Genomic DNA, 17,075 nt, shown 5'->3' with positions numbered 1-17,075 from the left:
GGGGAGCCGGGGGTCCCGGATCCTCCCCGTCCGGCGTCAACGATGCGGGGGGGGGCGGCGCCCGGGGTGACGTACGGGGGCCTCCGACCGTTCCATGCGCCGCCTTCTCCTCGCCGCATCGTTCGCCTTCTGGGCGGCGATGATGTCCCTCGTCTTCCAGAGGCACACCGCCGCCCGGCGGGTGAACGACGATTCCTCGTTCCTGGCCCTCGTGCGCGGGGCGCCCTCCTCTCCCGCCCGCTACCTGCTGCGGAGCGGCGAACAGGCGCTGGGAGAGGCGACGGTGTCCGCGGACGCCGACGTCGTCGGAAATGCGGTCGCATACCGCCTCATCCTTCGCGCCTGCGTGGTTCTCCCGGCCCTCCGGGAGCAGGTCTCTGTCGACGGTGAGGCGGTGGTGCGGGACCCGGGGGGGCTCTCGGGATTCTCCCTGATCTTGCGCGCGGGGGCGTCGGCGGTTTCCCTGCGAGGGACGGTCTCGGACGACGAGCTCCGCATCGAGCGAACGGGCGCATCATCCGGTCCCGTTCGGATCCCGCTCCCGAACGCCGCGGGGACGGTGCGGGAGGCGGGCGAGGCGGTGGTGGAGGCGTCGGGGACGTTCGTTTCGGCGAGAAAATATATCGTCGGCGCCGGCGCGGGCGAGGCGGAGCTCTGGGTGGACCGGCGGGGGGGGCTGCTCAGGGCGGATCTCCCGTCGTTGGGCTTCAGCGCCGTGCGGGAAGGGGCCTGCGGCGGCGAAGACAGGTAGGAAGACGGCGATGCTCGAGCTCTCCGGACTGACGAAACGATTCGGCGGCGTCACGGCGGTGGACCGCCTCGACCTCAAGGTCCGCGGCGGGGAGATATTCGCCTTGCTCGGGCCCAACGGCGCGGGCAAGACCACCGCGGTGAGGATGATCGCCGGGCTGCTGCGGCCGACCTCCGGCGTCATACGCATCGCCGGATTCGACGCCGCGGCGGAGGGGATGCGCGCCCGGGCGCGCCTGGGCTTCGTCCCCGACATCCCGTTCCTCTACGACAAGCTCACGGTCGTCGAGACGCTCGATTTCGCGGCGAGCGTGTACGGCGAGGCGGGCGGCGACGAGGCGCGGGCCAGGGAGGAGATGCTCTCGCGGTTCGGACTGAACGGGGTGCGGCACGACCTCGCAGAGGCGCTCTCGCACGGGATGCGCCAGCGCCTCGTATTCGCGATGGCGATGCTGCACGCCCCGTCGCTGATGGTCGTCGACGAGCCGTTCGTCGGCCTCGACCCCAAGAGCGCATGCGCGGTGAAGGACGCCCTGCGGGAACGGGCGCGGGCGGGGGGGGCGGTCCTGCTCTGCACGCACACGCTCCCCGCCGCCGAGGAGCTCGCCGACAGGATCGGCATCCTGCACCACGGCAGGATGGCGGTCGAGGGGACGCTCGACGAGCTTCAGGCGAAGGCCGGGAACGCGGGCAGCCTCGAGGAGATCTTCCTGACGGCCACCGCGGAGGAGGCGGAACCGTGAACGGAACCGCGGCGCTCCTTTCCGCGAAGAGGCGGATCCTCGCGGCGACGGTCCGCTCGATCGGGAAGGAGCCGCCGCTCAAGGTCGCCGTCGTGGGCCTCTTCGCCGCGGGGTGGGTCTGCGGCGCCTTCCTCATCTCCCGGGAGGGGTTCTCCTTCGTCGCGCGCTTCCCGGGGATCGGGGAGTACCTGCTGGACCGGCTGCTCTACCTTTTCTCGCTCGGCGTATTCGCGATGCTCGCACTGAGCTGCGCGCTCCTGGCCTACCCGCTCCTCTTCGTCAAGAAGGAGAACGAGCTGCTCCTCTCGATGCCGCTCGGCCGGGCGGGGATCGCCGCGTGCAGGATCGTCGAGACGATCTTCCTCGGCTCGTGGGCGTTCTTCTTGACGGGGACGCCCATCATGCTGGCGTACTTCCACCTGAGCGAAACGGGTCTGCGGGGCTTCGCCTTCTCGTGGATCTTCTTCATCCCGCTCGTCGTTCTCGCCGGCGCGGCCGGCCTCCTCGCGGCGCTCCTCCTGGGGAGGTTCCTTCCGCGCGGGCTGCCGCCGGCCCTGCGCCGCGCGGCGGCGCTCCTCTCCGCGGCGGCGGCGGCGCTGCTCATCGGCCGCCACGGCGGGCCGGCGGGGGCCGGGCGGTCGCTGGGGTTCGTCGACCAGGTCGTCTCGAAGTGCCGGCTCGCGTCGTGGTTCCCCCTCCCGAGCAGCTGGGCCGCGGAGGGGATCTTCGCGGCGGCGCGCGGCGCGCGCGGCGACGCGTGGCTCCTCTGGGGGGCGCTCGTGAGCACGGTGCTGTTCCTGCTGGCGGTCGGTCCGTCCGTCGCCGAGCGGCTGCTGCAGGCCGGCTGGGACCGGCGGGCGAGCGCGCCCGCCCGGCTTCGGGCGCGCGGCGCGCGCGGGCGCTCCTGGACGGAGCGGCGTTCGCCCGCCGTCGCCCTCGCACTCAAGGACGCGCTCAGTTTCGTGCGGGACTTCGGCCAGTGGGGACAGTTCGCCCTCTTCTTCGGCCTCCTCGGCCTCTATCTCCTCAACCTGCGGGCGATGCCGTACGACCTGGAGAGCGACTTCTGGAGATACCTCCTCTTCATCCTCAACCTCTCCGCGCTCGGCTTCACGCTCGCGGGGCTGAGCAGCCGCTTCTTCTTCCCTCTGATGAGCGTCGAGCTCGCGCGTTTCTGGTTCCTGGGGACGAGTCCGCTCGGGGCACGGCGGATCCTCGGGGAGAAGTTCCTGCTCTGCGCGACGTTCATATCGGGGATCACGCTCCTCCTGGCCCTGCTCTCGGGCCTGATGCTCGGCGTCCCGCCGATGCTGCTCGCGGGCTCGCTCGCGGCGGTCGTTTCCATGGGGTGCGCGATCTCGGGCCTCTCCGTGGGGCTCGGCGCCCTGTACCCGAACCTGAAGGCCGCCTCGCCCGCGGAGGCGGTATCGGGACTCGGCGGGGCGATCGTGCTCATCCTCAACCTCGGCTACCTCCTGTGCGCCCTCGCGCTTCTCGGTCTCCCCCTTCTGCTGCGGCTGCGCGGCGCGCTCCCGGGGGCGGCGTTCCCCTCCTGTTTCTGGGGGTGCGTCGGAGTCCTTGGGGCCGGGAGCGCGGCCGTGGCGGCGCTCGCGCTTCGCGCGGCGACGCGGTGGCTGGAGCGGGCGGATCTGTGATGCGGGAGCGGCGGCGGGCGCGCAGGAGCCCGGGAATCGTCGGGACGGGAGGGGGGGTATGATACGCGTCGCACGGAACGCGGGGTTCTGCATGGGGGTGAAGCGCGCCCTCGATCTCGTCCGGCGCCTCGCGGCGGAGGGCCGCGGACCGATCTACACCGACGGCCCGCTGATCCACAACCCCGGGATCGTCGAGACGCTCGCGCGCGAGCGGATCCGCGCCTTGAAGGACGGCGAGTCGCCGGGGAGCGGCCTCATCGTCATCCGGGCGCACGGCGTCTCCCCGAGGCGCCGGGAGGAGCTGAAGCGGATCGGTCTCCCGCTCTTCGACGCGACCTGTCCGGATGTCGCCAAGGTCCAGGCGATCGTGCGCCGGTACGCGAGGGACGGGTACGAGATCGCCATCGTCGGCGACCGCGGGCATGCCGAGGTCGAGGGGCTGCTCGGCTTCAGCGAAGGAGGCGGGCGCGTTGTCGGCTCGCAGAGAGACGTCGATACACTGCCGCCCGGCGCCAGGGTCTGCGTCGTGGCCCAGACCACGCAGGACGCGCAACTGTTCCGCGAACTGGCGGAACGCATTCGCCTGTGCGCCGCGGAGTGCGTGGTCTGCGACACGATCTGCCGCTCGACCAAGGAGCGGCAGGCGGAGGCGCTCGACATCGCCCGGCAGGCGGACGCGGTGATCGTCGTCGGGGGGAAAAACAGCGCCAACACCGCGCGCCTCGCCACGATCGTCGGGGCCGCGGGGGTGAAGGTCATCCACGCCGAGTCTGAAAAGGATCTCTGCGCAAGGGATTTCGCCGAGGCCCAACGAATCGGTATCGTGGCGGGCGCGAGCACCCCCCCCTGGTCCATCGAGCGCGTGGAGAAATGGTTGCGCCTCCATCGTTTCGCGTCCGCCCCCCCCGCCGCGCCCGGCTGTTCCGGTCCGTCCTGCGCCTCCGAGAAACCCGACAATCCCCACCCGGGGAAAAATCTGTGTTGACGGGGCCGAGAGGTGCTATACTGTATCGAAAGGCGTGCGACAATCCGATGGAGGTGCGCTGGTGAAACCGACTGCTGCGGTGGTGGTGGGAATGCTTCTCGTGTGCCTGCTTGCGTCGTGCGGGACCAGGAGAGGGTATCGGGCCGACGATCCGTACCTGTACAGGCGAGGGAAGTGGAACTTCGCCAAAGGCGGGATCTTCGACGATATCCCGCAGTTCAGCCTCCAGATGCTCGAGAGCATGTTCGACTACGGCGTCCAGCCGGTGGACCCGCCCTCCGAGTACGAGACCGCCACTGTTCTTGACACCGCCGACGCGGGGGGCCGGTACCTGTCCGCGGACGCCGCGATCTCTTCCGGGACCCGCGCGATAGACGCCGGCGCCTCCCGCGGCGTGGGCGGCGTCATCGCCGGCGAGGCGTCCGCGGCCGCAGACGCCGCGATTTCCTCCGGGACCCGCGCGATAGACGCCGGCGCCCCCCGCGGCGTGGGCGGCGCCATCGCCGCCGAGGCGGCCGCCGAGGCGGCGCGCGCGGCGGCGTCCGCGGCCCAGCCCGAGATGACCTGGCGCTAGGGAAAGGGTTCTCACGGGGGGGATCTCTCTGCGTCGCAGCCGCGTTCCACGCTCCGGTCGGCTCCGTCGTTTGTCGAGCGCGGGGAAAACGGGATGAGCGACAGGAAAGCTTCTCGACGGCGCCCCCCGGTGGGGCGCACACGGCCTCCCCGCCGTGCCTCCCTCTCCGCATCCTCCTGCGCGCGCCTCATCCGGCGTTGCGTGGCGGGGGGTGATTTCGACGGCGCCCTCAGCGCCTATCGACTCTTCTCGGAGAAGACCGCGGAGATCCGGGTCCCCGCGCACGCCCTCGCCTCCGCCTGTGCCGAAGCGGGCAACGTGCGCATCGCGGTCGCCGCCTACCGGGGGCTCCTGCGTCGCTATCCCGCCGACTACCCGTTCTACAAGGAGCTCGAGAAGCTCTACCTCCGTTCGGGGCAGCCGCGCCGCGCGCTGGCCCTCTACGAGGGGATGGCGCCGGACAATCCGCTCAGGAGGAAGGGCCTGAAGCGGATGACCGGCATCTACTGGCGCCTCGGCGACCTCTCCAGGGCCGTCTCCTGCCTGAAGCGGGAGATACGGGAGTACGGATTCACCGCGCGCCTCGGGAGGGAGCTCGGCAAGTTCTACCTGCTGCAGAAGCGCTACGTGGGGGCCATCGAGCAGTTCGGAAGCGCCCTCGCCGAGGACAAGGGCGACCGCGAGACGCGGACCTGGCTCGGGATCGCCCTCATGGAGAACGAAAACTACGAGCTCGCGGAGTACGAGTTCTCGGAGCTGCTGCGCGAAAAACCGAACGATTTTCAGGCCCTTGTGCATATCGCGGAGCTGCGCATCCGGCAGAACCGGCTCGTCGAGGCGCGCCGCGTCCTGGAGGAGATGGACCGGCGCTGGCCCGGCAACTCCCGGGTGACACTCTGCCGCGCCGAGATCGAGTTTCTGGAGGGCCGCCCGGATGAGGCGGCGCGCCTCGGCGAGCAGGCGCTCTCCCGGACGCCGTTCTACTACATCTGGGAACAGGTGCGCTGCCACCGGATCCTCACGCACGCCTATCGGGCGCTCCGCGAGCCGGCCCGCGCGCGCCTCCACAAGGAGATGCAGGGAGCGCTCCAGCAGTCCCGCGACGTCTTCGGGGGACTGATACGGATCGCCGAGCTCAAGATCAGCACCGGGGCGCTGGACGAGGGGAGGGGGATACTCGAGCGCATCCTCGATCTGTACCCCGGCAACGCCCGCGCCCGGGTCGCGCTCGCCGAGCTCTCCCTTCGCGACCCGGACTGCCGCAGGGCCGTGGAGATCGCGGAGGGGGTGTTGCGCGACGCCCCGCGGCGCTTCGGCGCGGATATCCTCCGTGCCCACGCGGTGCTCGCCCGCGCCTATGCGCGGCTCGGCCAGAAGGTGCCTGCCGCGTTCCACCGCCGCCGGCGCGCCGAGGCGAAGGCGCGCCTGGGCGCGTGAATTGTCTGACCGGGCATGGCCAGGGAGGGGATCGCCGATGAAGATGTGGATCTGCGCCGCCGCGGCGCTGGCGCTCGCCGCCTCGGCTGCCGGGGCGGTCGTTGGCCCGGAGCAGGGGTACCGCCACGCGTACCGCCTTGTCCGGGAGGCCAAGATGGCCGACTACCGGGGCAACGCCGAGCTCGCGGCGTCGAAATGGGACGAGGCGAGGAGACTGCTCCAGAAGATCAGCCGCGACTTCCCCGACTGGAACCGGAAGATAGTTCTTTCGCAACTCGGCGAGGTTACGCGCTCGTTGCGCACGGCTCCCGTCGCCGACCTGGGATCGTTCGAGATGATGATCGTGGAGATGCGGGGGGTTGCGGAGGATCTCGCCGAGCTGGACGGGAGGAAGGTCGCGCTGGCAACGCAGATGGAGTGGGAGAAGAAGAAGCTTAAGGAGATCGAGGGGTCTGCGCGCGACTTCAACCGGATCGAGCACGCGCGGAGGATCCTCGAATTGGACAGGGACGCTCCCGTCACGCTTGCAGACATTCGGCGCGCCGAGGACGGCCGGTCCGCCTCCGCCTCGGAGTTGGCGGCATGGCCCTTCGAGAGCGAAGAGTGGGACGAGACGCTGGGCCTGGACATCGACGACCTGTCTGGTCTGGAGGGGCTCGATCTCGAAGTTGATCTGAACGATCTGGACGCCCTCGCCCCGGAGTCCGCGGACTTGTCCGGCGTGATCGAGGAACAGGCGTTGGAACTCGATACCGACGACGACGGCCTGCTCGATCTCGAGGAGCTCGAGCTCGGCACCGACTTGAATGACCCTGATTCGGACAACGACGGACTGCTCGACGGCCAGGAGGTCAACGACCACGACACCGATCCGATCGACCCCGACACGGACGGCGACAACTGGGACGACGGCGACGAGGTCGAGCTCGGGTACGATCCGAACGATCCGAACGATCCCGGGTTCGAGGAGGAATGAACGGCGGCGCGAAAGACGGGAAGGAGGCGGCGGTGAAGGTGTGCGGTGCGGGAGCGGCAATCGCAGCGGCGCTCTGCCTCTGCGCGGCGCGGGTGCACGCCGCGGAGGCGGCGGACGCCGGCGCCCTGATGGCGGCGGCCGAGAAGGCGAAGGTGTCCGGCGACAGGATCAGCGCCCTCAAGAACTACACGGAGGCCCTCTACGCGCTCCGCGCGGCGGGGGCGGCGCAGCCCAAGATCGATGCCTGCAGCGCCGAGAAGGACCGGCTCACGGTGGAGATCCTCCGTCAGATCCCGGAGATGCAGAAGCAGCAGGCCGAGGCGCTGCAACTCCAGCGCGGGATCGCCCAGGGGATCGTGAGGATCGTCCAGATCGATACGGACGTCCAGGCGCGGGTCAAGAAGAACGAGGATCTCATCAAGGAGATCGAGTCGATGCTCCTCGATGTCGTCAAGTGACCCCCCCGTCAGCGGAGGCGCCTGAGGCGTGACAGGTTCCTCCGGGGCTCCCTGGCGTGCGGATCGAGCCGCAGGGCCCGGGCCCACGCCGCCTCCGCCTCCCCGCGCATCCCGATCTCGGCATAGCACGCCCCCATCCCCGCCTGGATCGCCGCGGAATCCGGCAGGAGCCGCGCCGCGGCCCGGTACTCCTCCAGCGCCCGCCGGTGCTCGCCGCGCTCGGCGAGCGTGCGCGCGAGATTGGCCCGCGCCTCGCCGTTTCGCGGGTCGAGCGCGATGAGCGCCTCGAAGCATCCGATCGCCTCCTTCGTCTCCCCGGTGCGCGCGCAGTAGATCCCCTGCGCCTGAAGCAGCGCCGCGTGCGCGTTTGCGATCCGCTCCCACGCGCCCGGGTCGAGCCGGGTATTTCCCGTCAGATCGAGCAGCCGGCCGACCTCCTTCCGGAGGCCGGCGTGTCCGGGCCGAAGCGCCGCGGCCTGCATCAGGGCCACCACGGCCTCGGCGAGGCGCCCCTGCGCCTCGAGGATCACCGCCGCGTTGTAGCGCGGGGCCCAGCGGTCCGGGCCCGCTTCAGCGGCCTCCCTGTAGATGGCGAGGGCCTCCTCGAGGCGCCCCCGTCGCTCGAGGAAGAGGCCGAGGTTGTTGAGGAGCGCCGGAGAGGACGGGTCGAGGGAACGGGCCTCGGTGAAGAGCCGCTCGGCCTCGGCGTCCTCGCCGCGCGCCGCGTGCGCCGCGGCGGCGGCCGCGAGCGCCTCGACGCTGCCCGGATGCCGAGCGATGACCCGCCGGAGCGCGTCGAGAGCCGCCGCATGATCGCCCCGGGCGCTGAACACCCCTGCGGCGAGGAGAAGCCCTTTGCCGCTGTCGGGACGCAGACGCCCGACCGCCTCGAACTCCCGGAGCGCCTCGTCGAACCTCCCCTCGAGGCGGTACGCCTCACCGAGGCATAGCCGCGCGACCGGGTTGTCGGGGCCGGCGGCAGCCGCCCGCTCGAACGCGGCGCGCGCCCGCGCGCTCCACCCCAGCGCGCCGTAGGCCCGCCCGAGATCGACGAACGCCATCGAAGGCCTGGGCTCCGAGTAGCGCAGGATCCCCTTGATGAGGCCGATCGCCTCGTCGGGGCGGCCCTCGCGGGAGTAGATCCGGGAGAGGAACAGCTTCGTCCGCCAACTGAACGGCGACGCCTCGAGCGTCCGCTCCCAGAGCACCCGCTCGTCGAGCCAGTAGCCGGTCCGCGCGGCGGAGGCGACGAACCATGCCGCCGCGAGGGAGGCGGCGAGCGCCGCGGCGAGACGGCGCGCGGCCGGGCGTCGCGCCGCCCGGTCGATGAAGAGAGCGGCCCCGAGACAGAAGCCCGCGGAGGCGAGATACAGCCGCCCCTCGGAGAGCGGGCGCCCGGAGAGGAAGACGATATTGGACGCCGGCAGGAGCGGCAGCAGGGTGAGGGCGAGGGCAACGCCCCACGGTCTCCGGCGGACGAGGCCGCGGAAGGCGGCGGCGAAGACGAGGGAGATCGCCGCGAGCGCCAGGAGCGGCGCCGCCTCGGGGGGGAGGACCGGCACCTTGAGGAGGCGGTCGAGACAGAAGCGGGCGGGGAAGAGGAGCATCCCGAGGTAGAGGGCGAGCGTCGTGGCCACCACGGTCAGGCGCGGGTACGCCCCCGCGAGGAGGGCGGTGGCGGGGGAGGGGCGGCTGTGGGAGAGGAGGCCGAGCTTGACGGCCGCGAACAGGACGGCGAGCGCGAGAAACGGCGCGAGACCGCGCCAGGCGCCCCGCCGCGCGGGGACGGCGACGGCAAGCAGGGAGGCGAGGAGGAGCGGCAGGATCGCCGCGTTCTCCTTCGACAGGAGGGCGAGCGCGAAGGCGGCGAGCGCGCATGCGTAGAGTCCCGCCCCGCCCCGCGTGTCGCGCGCCCAGCGCAGGAAGGCGCACATGCAGGCCAGCGAGAAGGCTGCGGCGAGGAGTTCGGAACGGTTCTGGATCCACACCACCGGTTCGCTGTGCATCGGGTGCACGGCGAAGAGGAGGCCCGCGAGGGCCGCCGCGTGGGCGTTCTCGAAGAGGAGCCAGGCGAGGGTTACAAGGGCGGCGCAGTTGAAGACGTGCACCAGGAGGTTGGTGAGGTGGAAGCCGGCCGGCCTGGTGCGCCAGAAGGCGTGGTCGAGGCTGTAGGAGAGCATCTCGACGGGGCGGTAGTCCTCGGCGAACGAGATGCCCCGCCAGAACGCCGGGAGGAAGAAGCGCGGCACCCCTCCCGGGGTCCCCAGCCACGGGTTCGTGACGATGAGTGCGTCGTCGTCCCAGAAGAACGGGGCCTCCAGCGCGCGGCCGAAGGCGAGCGCCGCGAGGAGGGCGAGGCAGGGAACGAGAACGACGAGACGCGCACGAGGGTTCATGACGGCGCCTCATTATGCCAGAGCGGGGCGGGGGAGCGAAAGGGCATTCGGGCTTGCACGGGATCCGGGAAGGCGGCGACATTGTTTTTACAATCAGGTGACACGTTCCAGAGGCGGATCTGAGAGACTGCGCACAGGCCGGTCGTACCACGCGGCGAAAAAAATCGCACTGGCGGCTTGACAGTTCTTCGAACGGGGTGTTAGCATATCGTAACCTGTACTGTGCGCGCGGGAACCGCCGTGCGGAGGGCGTCCGGGCGCCGGCCCTGCATCGAACCTGGGCTCAAAGGAGGGGTATCCAGGATGAAGATCGCATTGCGTCGCCGGGGCGTTCCGTTGGCACCGCGTCACCTCGCGGCCGCGCTTGCCGTAACCGTCTGCCTCGCCGGCGCGGCGCTTCGCGTCGCGGCGTACGGGAGCGAGTGGGCGAACCTCTCCGCGGGCACCGAGGAGAAGGGGCTCCGCGCGGTCGCGGTCGACCCGATGGATTCGCGGCGCGTCTTCATCGGCTCCACGAAGGGCGTCTTCACGAGCGCCGACGGGGGGAAGGTCTGGGTCAACTGCCTCGATCTCTCCGGCGCCCGCCGCGAGATCCCCGCCGGGCTCGACCCGTCCCGGAAGGCGCTCCTCGAAGGGCTCCAGGCCTCGGGCGATTCCGGCCGTATAGGCGGCGTCACCGCGCTCGCCATCGACCCGTCGAACCAGCGCAAGATCTTCGCCGGGAGCGTGGACGGGATCTACACCTCCCTCGACGGGGGGAAGAGCTGGGCGAAGGCGAACGGCGCGATGAAGGACGCGGAGGTCACCGTGCTGGGGCTCGCCATCGACCTCTCGAACCCCGACCTGGTCTACGCGGCGACGCTCGACCGGGCGCTGTTGAAGTCCGGCGACGGCGGCACGACCTGGAGCGGGATGGAGCTCCCCGGCGGCGGCGGGATCGTCTCGGCGGTGGCGGTCCATCCGTTCGATTCCAACATCCTCTACGCGGGGACCCCCGACGCCGTCTACAAGACGAAAAACGGCGGGGCGGCGTGGGAGAAGGTCGCCTCCCAGCCCAGGATCGCCGAGAGCATCGCGGTCGACCCGGTGAACCCCGACGTGGTCTACCTCGGGACCTCGGCCGGGGTATTCAAGAGCACGGACGGCGGCGCGAACTGGAAGGAGATCGGCGCGGACGCCTTCGGACAGAAGAGGGTGCGCCGCGTCGCCGTCTCCCCCTCGGATTCCAACGCGGTCTACGCGGCGTCCTCCACGGGGATCTACGGTTCGAGCGACGGCGGGGCGAAGTGGCAGGAGCTCTCCAGGGGGACCAGTCTCGCCAACGCGATGGCCATCGCCTTCGACCCGCTCGACAGCGGTACGATATGGGCGGCGTCGTCCGGCGGCCTCTACCGCACCGCCGTCGCCTCCGCCGATGCGTCCGCCGCGCCGGCCGCCACGGAGCCGGCCGCCACGGAGTCGGCGAAAACCGAGGCGCCGGGCCCCGTTGCGGAGAAGGAGGAGAAGCCCGCCGAGGAGATCGTCCCCGCGCAGACCGTCCCGGCCCAGACCGCCCCGGACGAGGAGCAGGTGGCGGTCGTGTCGCTCGAGGAGCCCCGCGCCTTCCGCGACGAGGCGCCCCCCGGCCCCGCGATTCCGACGATCGACGACGTGCAGACGGTCCTCGGCCAGTTCACCCACGAGCCGTCGGTGCAGGAGATCCAGGAGGTGGCGATGCGCTTCGCCGAGGTGCACCCCGACCTTATCGAGGGGTGGCGCAAGGGGGCGAAGTACCGGGCGCTCCTGCCGAAGTTCAGGCTCAAGTACGACATCGACCGCCAGAAGCAGATCGACGAGAAGGACGGACAGGGGTTGCAGATCACGCGGCAGGAGGATCTCGGGGACACCGTCCAGTTCGACTCCACCTCCGAGGGGCCTGCGACCGGCATCGCGATCGGCGAGAAGGTGATAAGCTCCACCGACAACAAATACAAGCACAGGACCGAGAGCACAAGCGAGGATCAGGACAAGCGCAAGTACACCAACGACCTCAGCTTCCAGTTTGAATGGGAACTCGGCGACTTCCTCTACAACCCCGACCAGGTGCGGATCAGCGACGAGGCGCGCGACCTCGTGGAGCTCCGCAACGACGTGCTGGAGGAGGTCACGCAGTTCTACTTCCAGCGCCGCAACCTCCAGATCGACCTGCTGCTCTCCCCCGCCGAGGAGCTGCGGGAGCGGCTCCGCCTCGAGCTGCAGCTCCAGGAGGTCACGGCGAACATCGACTATCTGACGGGCGGTTATCTCACCCAGCGCCTGAACGACGCCAAGGCGAACAAGCCCGGCACCTCCAGCGCCGTCAAGCGCCTCTTCGCCATCTGACGCCGCGTTCCCCTTGTCCGGGACGCTGCCGGCGGGGAGCCGGTGGGCGCGCCGCGGGGCGTTCCCCCGCGTGCGGGGGTTCGCGGCGGGCGCGTCCGATGCGGCGACCGCCTCTTTGCGATCCAGCGTGATAACCTATGCAGCTGCGCTCCTCCTCTCGTGCGCCGTCCCGGCGCAGCAGCGGGACGCCCCGCTCCTGAGATTCCTCTCCCTCCGACCGACCCCGGCGCCCGCGCCAAACGCGGCCCCGCCAGGCGGAGAGCTTCCGCTTTTGCGCTTCATCGAGCTCAAGGCGCACAACGCCTCTTTGGCGGGGCCCGGGGAGCAGTGCCGCGTCGCGGTCCTCGCGTTCCGTCTCGAGTCCGGGCAGGCGCGCGACGAATGGCTCGCCGTCGAACTGGCCGATTCGCTCGGGCGAAAGCTGGATTCGTTCGGCGGCTTGGCGTTTCTGGACGCGGGCGAGGTGCGGTCGCACGAGCGCCGTCGCGCAAAGGGGGAGGAGGCGCTCGACGACAGGGAGACGGCGCGTCTCGCGCGCCGCATCGGGGCCGACATCGTCGTCTCGGGCACCGTGAGGCGGAGCGGCGACGCCGTTTCCGTGGCGCTGGAGGCGCGGCGGCCGTCCACCGCGGCCCCGCCCGGCAGGTTCCGAGTGGAAGGGCTCCTCGGCCGCCTCTGCGAGCTCGAGGCGCGGATGGCCGCCCGGCTCGCGGCCCTTCTCGGCGTCCCGCCGAGCGACGCCGAGATGGAACGGCTCGCGGCGTGCCCGACATCCTCGCCCGCCGCGTTCGAGGAGCTGGCGAGGGCCCGGCAGTCGCCCGACGGATCGCACGCGAGGATACAGCACCTCCAGAAGGCGGTGGAGGCGGACCCCGGGTGCGTCGAGGCGCGTCTGATGCTCGGGGACGCGTACTACGGCATCGGGGCGACGTACCGGTACGTGGAGTGGTTCAATATGGCGCTCGCCGAGTACCGGAAGGCGGTGGCGCTCTCCCCCGGCTGCGGGGAGGCCTACCGCGGGATGGGGCTGGTCTACATGATGAACGGCCGCTACGACCTCGCCCGGCGCGCGCTCGAGAAGGCGGTGGAGACGGATCCGGACCCCAGGGCCGCGAGGAGCGCGCTGACGCGGCTGGAGGGGATGGGGCGCTGAGGACAGAGGAGCCGGAAGTCGGAATCCTGGATGAAGCAGAGACGCGCGGCGTCGCACCGGCTTTCGCGGCGCCTCCCCTGAATCCCGGATCCCGGCCCCCGGAGCATCAAAGGGCCGGTCACCCGCCCATCCGCTTCATCAGCAGTTCGACCTTGAGGGCGTTGCGGAGGGCGTCCTCGCCCTGCGAGGTCTTCTCCCCGAAGATCTCGGCCGCCTTCTCGTAGTGCAGTTTGGCGTTGGGGTAGTTTTTCGTGATGAAGTAGGCGTTCGCGAGCTCGAAGTGGGCCTTGGCGTTTTTCGGGTTGTCCTTGACCGCCTTCCCGTAATGGATGATGGCCAGCTCCCACTGCTGCTTCACCGCGTGGCAGTGCCCGAGGTTGAAGTAGGCCGAGCTCATCCCGGGGTCGTGCGCGACCGCCCTCTTGAACGCCTCGATGGCGAGATCGATCTTCTCCTGCGCGTAGTAGCAGTTGCCGGCCCCGTTGTAGGCGTCGGCGTTCTTCGGATCGAGCGCGGCGGCCTTCGTGAAGGCCTTCAGCGCCCCGTCGAAATCGCCCTCCGCGAGGAGCCGCTCCCCCTCCGCGACGGCCGCTCGTGCGGCGTCGGCGCCGGACTCGGACGGCGCCGCAGGAGAAGAGGAGGGCGTGGCGCCGGATGGAGAGACCGCGGACGCGGGGGCCGGGGCGTTGCCGGGAAAGAGCGGATCGAGCCCCTGCAGCGGCTGGTGCACGGCAACGGCGGCGACGACGGGGAGGGCGATACGGAGGATCATGGGCGTATTCTCCTTGGACCGGGACGGATTCCACGATACGGGATGCGCCAGGCGTTGTCAAAGCAATTCCGCCGGGGCCGTCCGGCGCCTTGTCACTCCCGGCCGGCGTCTCGTCCTCCTCCCGCGTGCGTGTGTACTTCACGCGGCGCCGATGCTACCATTATGGACGGTGAGGGCGGGGGCAGGCCGGTGAGGATCGTTTCCGAGGCGTTGGAGGGGCTGCGGTCCCCGCCGCGGCGCATCTTCGCCTGCGGCGCGGATTCGAAAGGGTGCTGCGGGCTGCTCTCCGGCGGGCGCCTGCGCCTGTCGGGGGGGCACGGCGACCTCGCGGAGACCGACAACCTCGCCCGGTTCCTGGCCGCGGCGCGGGGGATGGTCGAGGAGGAAGAGGTCGAACCGGGGCTCGTCGCCCACGATCTCCATCCGCACTATTTCTCGCGGGCCGCGGCGGCGCTCTTCCCCGCATCCCCCCGTCTCGCCGTCCAGCACCATCACGCGCATGTCGCGGCGGTGCTCGCGCAGCATTCCTGCGCCGAGGAGGTTATCGGCGTCGTCTTCGACGGCGCCGGCCTCGGCACGGACGGGGCGGTCTGGGGGGGGGAGTTCCTGGCGGTCTCCCCGCGCGACTGGAAGCGCTGCGGGCACCTCGCCTACCTCGGGATGCCGGGCGGGGACGCGGCGGCGCGCGAGCCGTGGAGGATGGGCCTCTCCCTGCTCCACGCCGCGATGGGGACGGCGGCGTTCGACGCCCCGGTGCTGTTCAGGGACCGTTCGGCGGCCGCGCGGAGGCCGCTCGAGGCGATGCTGGAGAGGGCGGTCCTGGCCCCCCGCACCTCGAGCTGCGGCCGGCTCTTCGACGCGGTGGCCGCGATCCTCGGGATCGCCCCCGCGACGCAGCGGGAGGCGGAGGCCGCGATCGAGCTGGAGCGGCGGGCATCCCTCTCCGACGACCGGGAGGCGTACCCGTTCCCCCTTCTCGCGAAGGGGGACGGGTTCGAGGCCCGCTGCGAGGATTTCGTGGCGGCCCTGATGGCGGATCTGCGCCGCGGCGTTTCGACCGAGGTCGCCGCCAAAAGATTCCACAACGGGCTCGCGGCGCTCATCCTGCGCGCGGCGCGGGAAATCAGGCGCTCACGCGGCTGCCGTGCGGTGGCGCTGTGCGGGGGGGTGTTTCAAAACCGGCTGCTCGCGGACGGGGCCTCGGGGATGCTCCGGGAGGCGGGCTTCGAGACGCTCGAGAGCCCCGCGGTCCCGCTGAACGATTTCGGGATCTGCGTCGGCCAGCTGTGGGTCGCGCTCCGCGCGGATCGCGGCAACGAGCCGGAGGGGGGGACGGACCGATGTGCGTGGCGGTGCCGGGACTGATCGTGGAGGCGCGCGGCGACGGGTTTGCAGTCGTGGACTTCATGGGCGCGAGGAGGCGCGTGGCGCTCGACCTCGTCCAGGACGCGCGCCCGGGCGACTACCTGCTCGTCCACGCGGGGTTCGCCATCCAGAAACTCGACAGGGAAGAGGCGCATGCCACCGTCGAACTCCTCAGGGAGCTTGCCGGAACTTTTTGAGCGCCTCCGGGGCGGCGCGGCCGCCCGCGCGCTGCTCGACCGGCTGCGCGCGCGCGCCGCGCCGGCCTCCCTGATGGAGGTGTGCGGCACGCACACGGCCGCCCTCTTCGCCACGGGGGTGCGCGGCGCCCTGCCCCCGTCCCTCCGCATCGTCTCGGGCCCGGGTTGCCCGGTCTGCGTCACGCCGGGACGCGAGGTCGAGAAGGCGGTCCGCCTGGCGTGCACGCCGGGGATCGTCCTCTTCTGCTTCAACGACATGCTCCGGGTCTCCGGCCTCGACGGTTCCCTGGAGGACGCACGGGCTTTCCGCGGCGCCCGGGTGCGGTCGATGTACAGCCCGCTCGACGCGCTCGAATACGCCGCAGGCGAGCCGGCCCTGAAGACGGTGATCTTCGGGGTCGGATTCGAGACCACGATCCCCCTCTTCGCCTCCGTCGTGCGGAGGGCGCGGGCGCGGGGGGCGAGGAACCTGTTCCTCCTCCCGGCGTTCAAACTGCTCCCCCCCGCGCTTGACGCCATCCTCGGCCGTCCGGGGGCCCGCCTGGACGGGCTCATCCTTCCCGGGCACGTGAGCGCGGTGCTCGGCGCCGACGCCTTCCGCTTCCTGGCCGAGCGGCACGGTGTGCCGGGCGTCGTCACCGGTTTCGAGGCGGCGGATCTGCTCCGGGGGATCCTCATGCTCCTGGAGATGATCGCCGGGAGGAAGGCGGAGATCCGCAACGGCTATTCGCGGTTCGTTTCCGCGCGCGGGAACGAGGCGGCCGTGGCGGCGATCCGGGAGGTGTTCGTCCCGCGGGATTCGATCTGGCGCGGGCTCGGCGCCATCCGGTCGAGCGGGCTCGGCCTCCGGGACGAGTACGCGGCGTTCGACGCGGAGGCGTTGCTCGAGGGGGAAATCCCCGACGTCCCCGAGCCCGCCGGGTGCGCATGCGGCGACGTGCTGGCGGGGGCGAAGGAGCCGGAGGAGTGCCTCCTGTTCGGGGGGCGCTGCACGCCGTCGAGCCCCGTGGGCCCCTGCATGGTCTCCGGCGAGGGCGCCTGCGCGGTCCACGCACGGTACCGGGGGCGTTGCGCATGAGGGGGGCATGCGCGCCGGGCGGCGGCCCCTCAGGCGGCCTCTCGGGGATGTAATCGCAATACGATAATGTCCTATTCGTGCAAAGTTAAAATGTCCTATTCGGGAGTTGGTAAACTGCCCGCTTTCCGTGACGGGGAAGGGGGGCAAAGTGACCTGGAAGGGCATGCTGGTTATG

Annotated in this window: 15 protein-coding genes; 13 read left to right on the top strand and 2 right to left on the bottom strand. The window is 71.0% G+C overall.

What is annotated here, in order from left to right:
- The first annotated feature begins 94 nt into the window (after positions 1 to 94).
- The 8 genes from GXY35_01540 (at position 95) to GXY35_01505 (ending at position 7,578) form a co-directional block, all read left to right on the top strand.
- Positions 95 to 751, top strand: coding sequence for a hypothetical protein (locus GXY35_01540; GenBank protein NLW93282.1), 657 nt, complete (start codon positions 95 to 97; stop codon positions 749 to 751).
- 10 nt (positions 752 to 761) lie between these two features.
- The gene (locus tag GXY35_01535) at positions 762 to 1,493 is read left to right on the top strand and encodes an ABC transporter ATP-binding protein (GenBank protein ID NLW93281.1); all 732 of its coding nucleotides are present in this window, start codon (positions 762 to 764) and stop codon (positions 1,491 to 1,493) included.
- Complete coding sequence (locus GXY35_01530; GenBank protein ID NLW93280.1) at positions 1,490 to 3,148, top strand: hypothetical protein; 1,659 nt, start codon at positions 1,490 to 1,492, stop codon at positions 3,146 to 3,148. The genes GXY35_01535 and GXY35_01530 overlap by 4 nt, the downstream gene beginning before the upstream one ends.
- A 58-nt stretch (positions 3,149 to 3,206) precedes the next feature.
- The gene (ispH, locus tag GXY35_01525) at positions 3,207 to 4,133 is read left to right on the top strand and encodes a 4-hydroxy-3-methylbut-2-enyl diphosphate reductase (GenBank protein NLW93279.1); all 927 of its coding nucleotides are present in this window, start codon (positions 3,207 to 3,209) and stop codon (positions 4,131 to 4,133) included.
- Positions 4,134 to 4,194: 61 nt separating this feature from the next.
- On the top strand, positions 4,195 to 4,707 hold the full coding sequence (locus tag GXY35_01520) for a hypothetical protein (GenBank protein ID NLW93278.1): 513 nt from the start codon (positions 4,195 to 4,197) through the stop codon (positions 4,705 to 4,707).
- 93 nt (positions 4,708 to 4,800) lie between these two features.
- Entirely contained in the window at positions 4,801 to 6,144 is a 1,344-nt protein-coding gene (locus tag GXY35_01515; GenBank protein NLW93277.1) for a tetratricopeptide repeat protein, read from the top strand.
- Positions 6,145 to 6,181: 37 nt separating this feature from the next.
- A complete protein-coding gene (locus tag GXY35_01510) occupies positions 6,182 to 7,120 on the top strand; it encodes a hypothetical protein (protein NLW93276.1) in 939 nt (312 codons plus the stop codon).
- On the top strand, positions 7,117 to 7,578 hold the full coding sequence (locus tag GXY35_01505) for a hypothetical protein (GenBank protein NLW93275.1): 462 nt from the start codon (positions 7,117 to 7,119) through the stop codon (positions 7,576 to 7,578). Before GXY35_01510 ends, GXY35_01505 begins: the two co-directional genes overlap by 4 nt.
- Before the next feature lie 8 nt (positions 7,579 to 7,586).
- Here the strand turns inward: GXY35_01505 and GXY35_01500 are convergent, their stop codons facing one another.
- Entirely contained in the window at positions 7,587 to 9,974 is a 2,388-nt protein-coding gene (locus GXY35_01500) for a tetratricopeptide repeat protein (protein NLW93274.1), read from the bottom strand.
- 303 nt (positions 9,975 to 10,277) lie between these two features.
- Between GXY35_01500 and GXY35_01495 the strand changes: the two genes are divergently transcribed.
- The gene (locus tag GXY35_01495; protein NLW93273.1) at positions 10,278 to 12,335 is read left to right on the top strand and encodes a hypothetical protein; all 2,058 of its coding nucleotides are present in this window, start codon (positions 10,278 to 10,280) and stop codon (positions 12,333 to 12,335) included.
- A 127-nt stretch (positions 12,336 to 12,462) separates the two neighbouring features.
- Complete coding sequence (locus GXY35_01490) at positions 12,463 to 13,488, top strand: tetratricopeptide repeat protein (protein ID NLW93272.1); 1,026 nt, start codon at positions 12,463 to 12,465, stop codon at positions 13,486 to 13,488.
- Positions 13,489 to 13,606: 118 nt separating this feature from the next.
- Here the strand turns inward: GXY35_01490 and GXY35_01485 are convergent, their stop codons facing one another.
- Positions 13,607 to 14,260: a tetratricopeptide repeat protein gene (locus GXY35_01485; GenBank protein NLW93271.1), complete on the bottom strand. Its 654-nt coding sequence runs from the start codon at positions 14,258 to 14,260 to the stop codon at positions 13,607 to 13,609.
- 189 nt (positions 14,261 to 14,449) lie between these two features.
- Between GXY35_01485 and GXY35_01480 the strand changes: the two genes are divergently transcribed.
- Genes GXY35_01480 through hypD form a run of 3 tightly spaced genes read left to right on the top strand, consistent with a single transcriptional unit; the run spans position 14,450 to position 16,900 of the window.
- Entirely contained in the window at positions 14,450 to 15,625 is a 1,176-nt protein-coding gene (locus tag GXY35_01480; protein ID NLW93270.1) for a carbamoyltransferase HypF, read from the top strand.
- A complete protein-coding gene (locus GXY35_01475; GenBank protein ID NLW93269.1) occupies positions 15,601 to 15,822 on the top strand; it encodes a HypC/HybG/HupF family hydrogenase formation chaperone in 222 nt (73 codons plus the stop codon). The genes GXY35_01480 and GXY35_01475 overlap by 25 nt, the downstream gene beginning before the upstream one ends.
- A complete protein-coding gene (gene hypD, locus GXY35_01470; GenBank protein NLW93268.1) occupies positions 15,779 to 16,900 on the top strand; it encodes a hydrogenase formation protein HypD in 1,122 nt (373 codons plus the stop codon). The genes GXY35_01475 and hypD overlap by 44 nt, the downstream gene beginning before the upstream one ends.
- Positions 16,901 to 17,075 lie beyond the last annotated feature (175 nt).

This window comes from Chlamydiota bacterium, assembly GCA_012729785.1.
Lineage (GTDB): Bacteria > Auribacterota > Tritonobacteria > UBA1439 > UBA1439 > UBA1439.
Note: the sequence above shows the minus strand (reverse complement) of the source record. Positions and strands in the feature narration are given on the sequence as shown.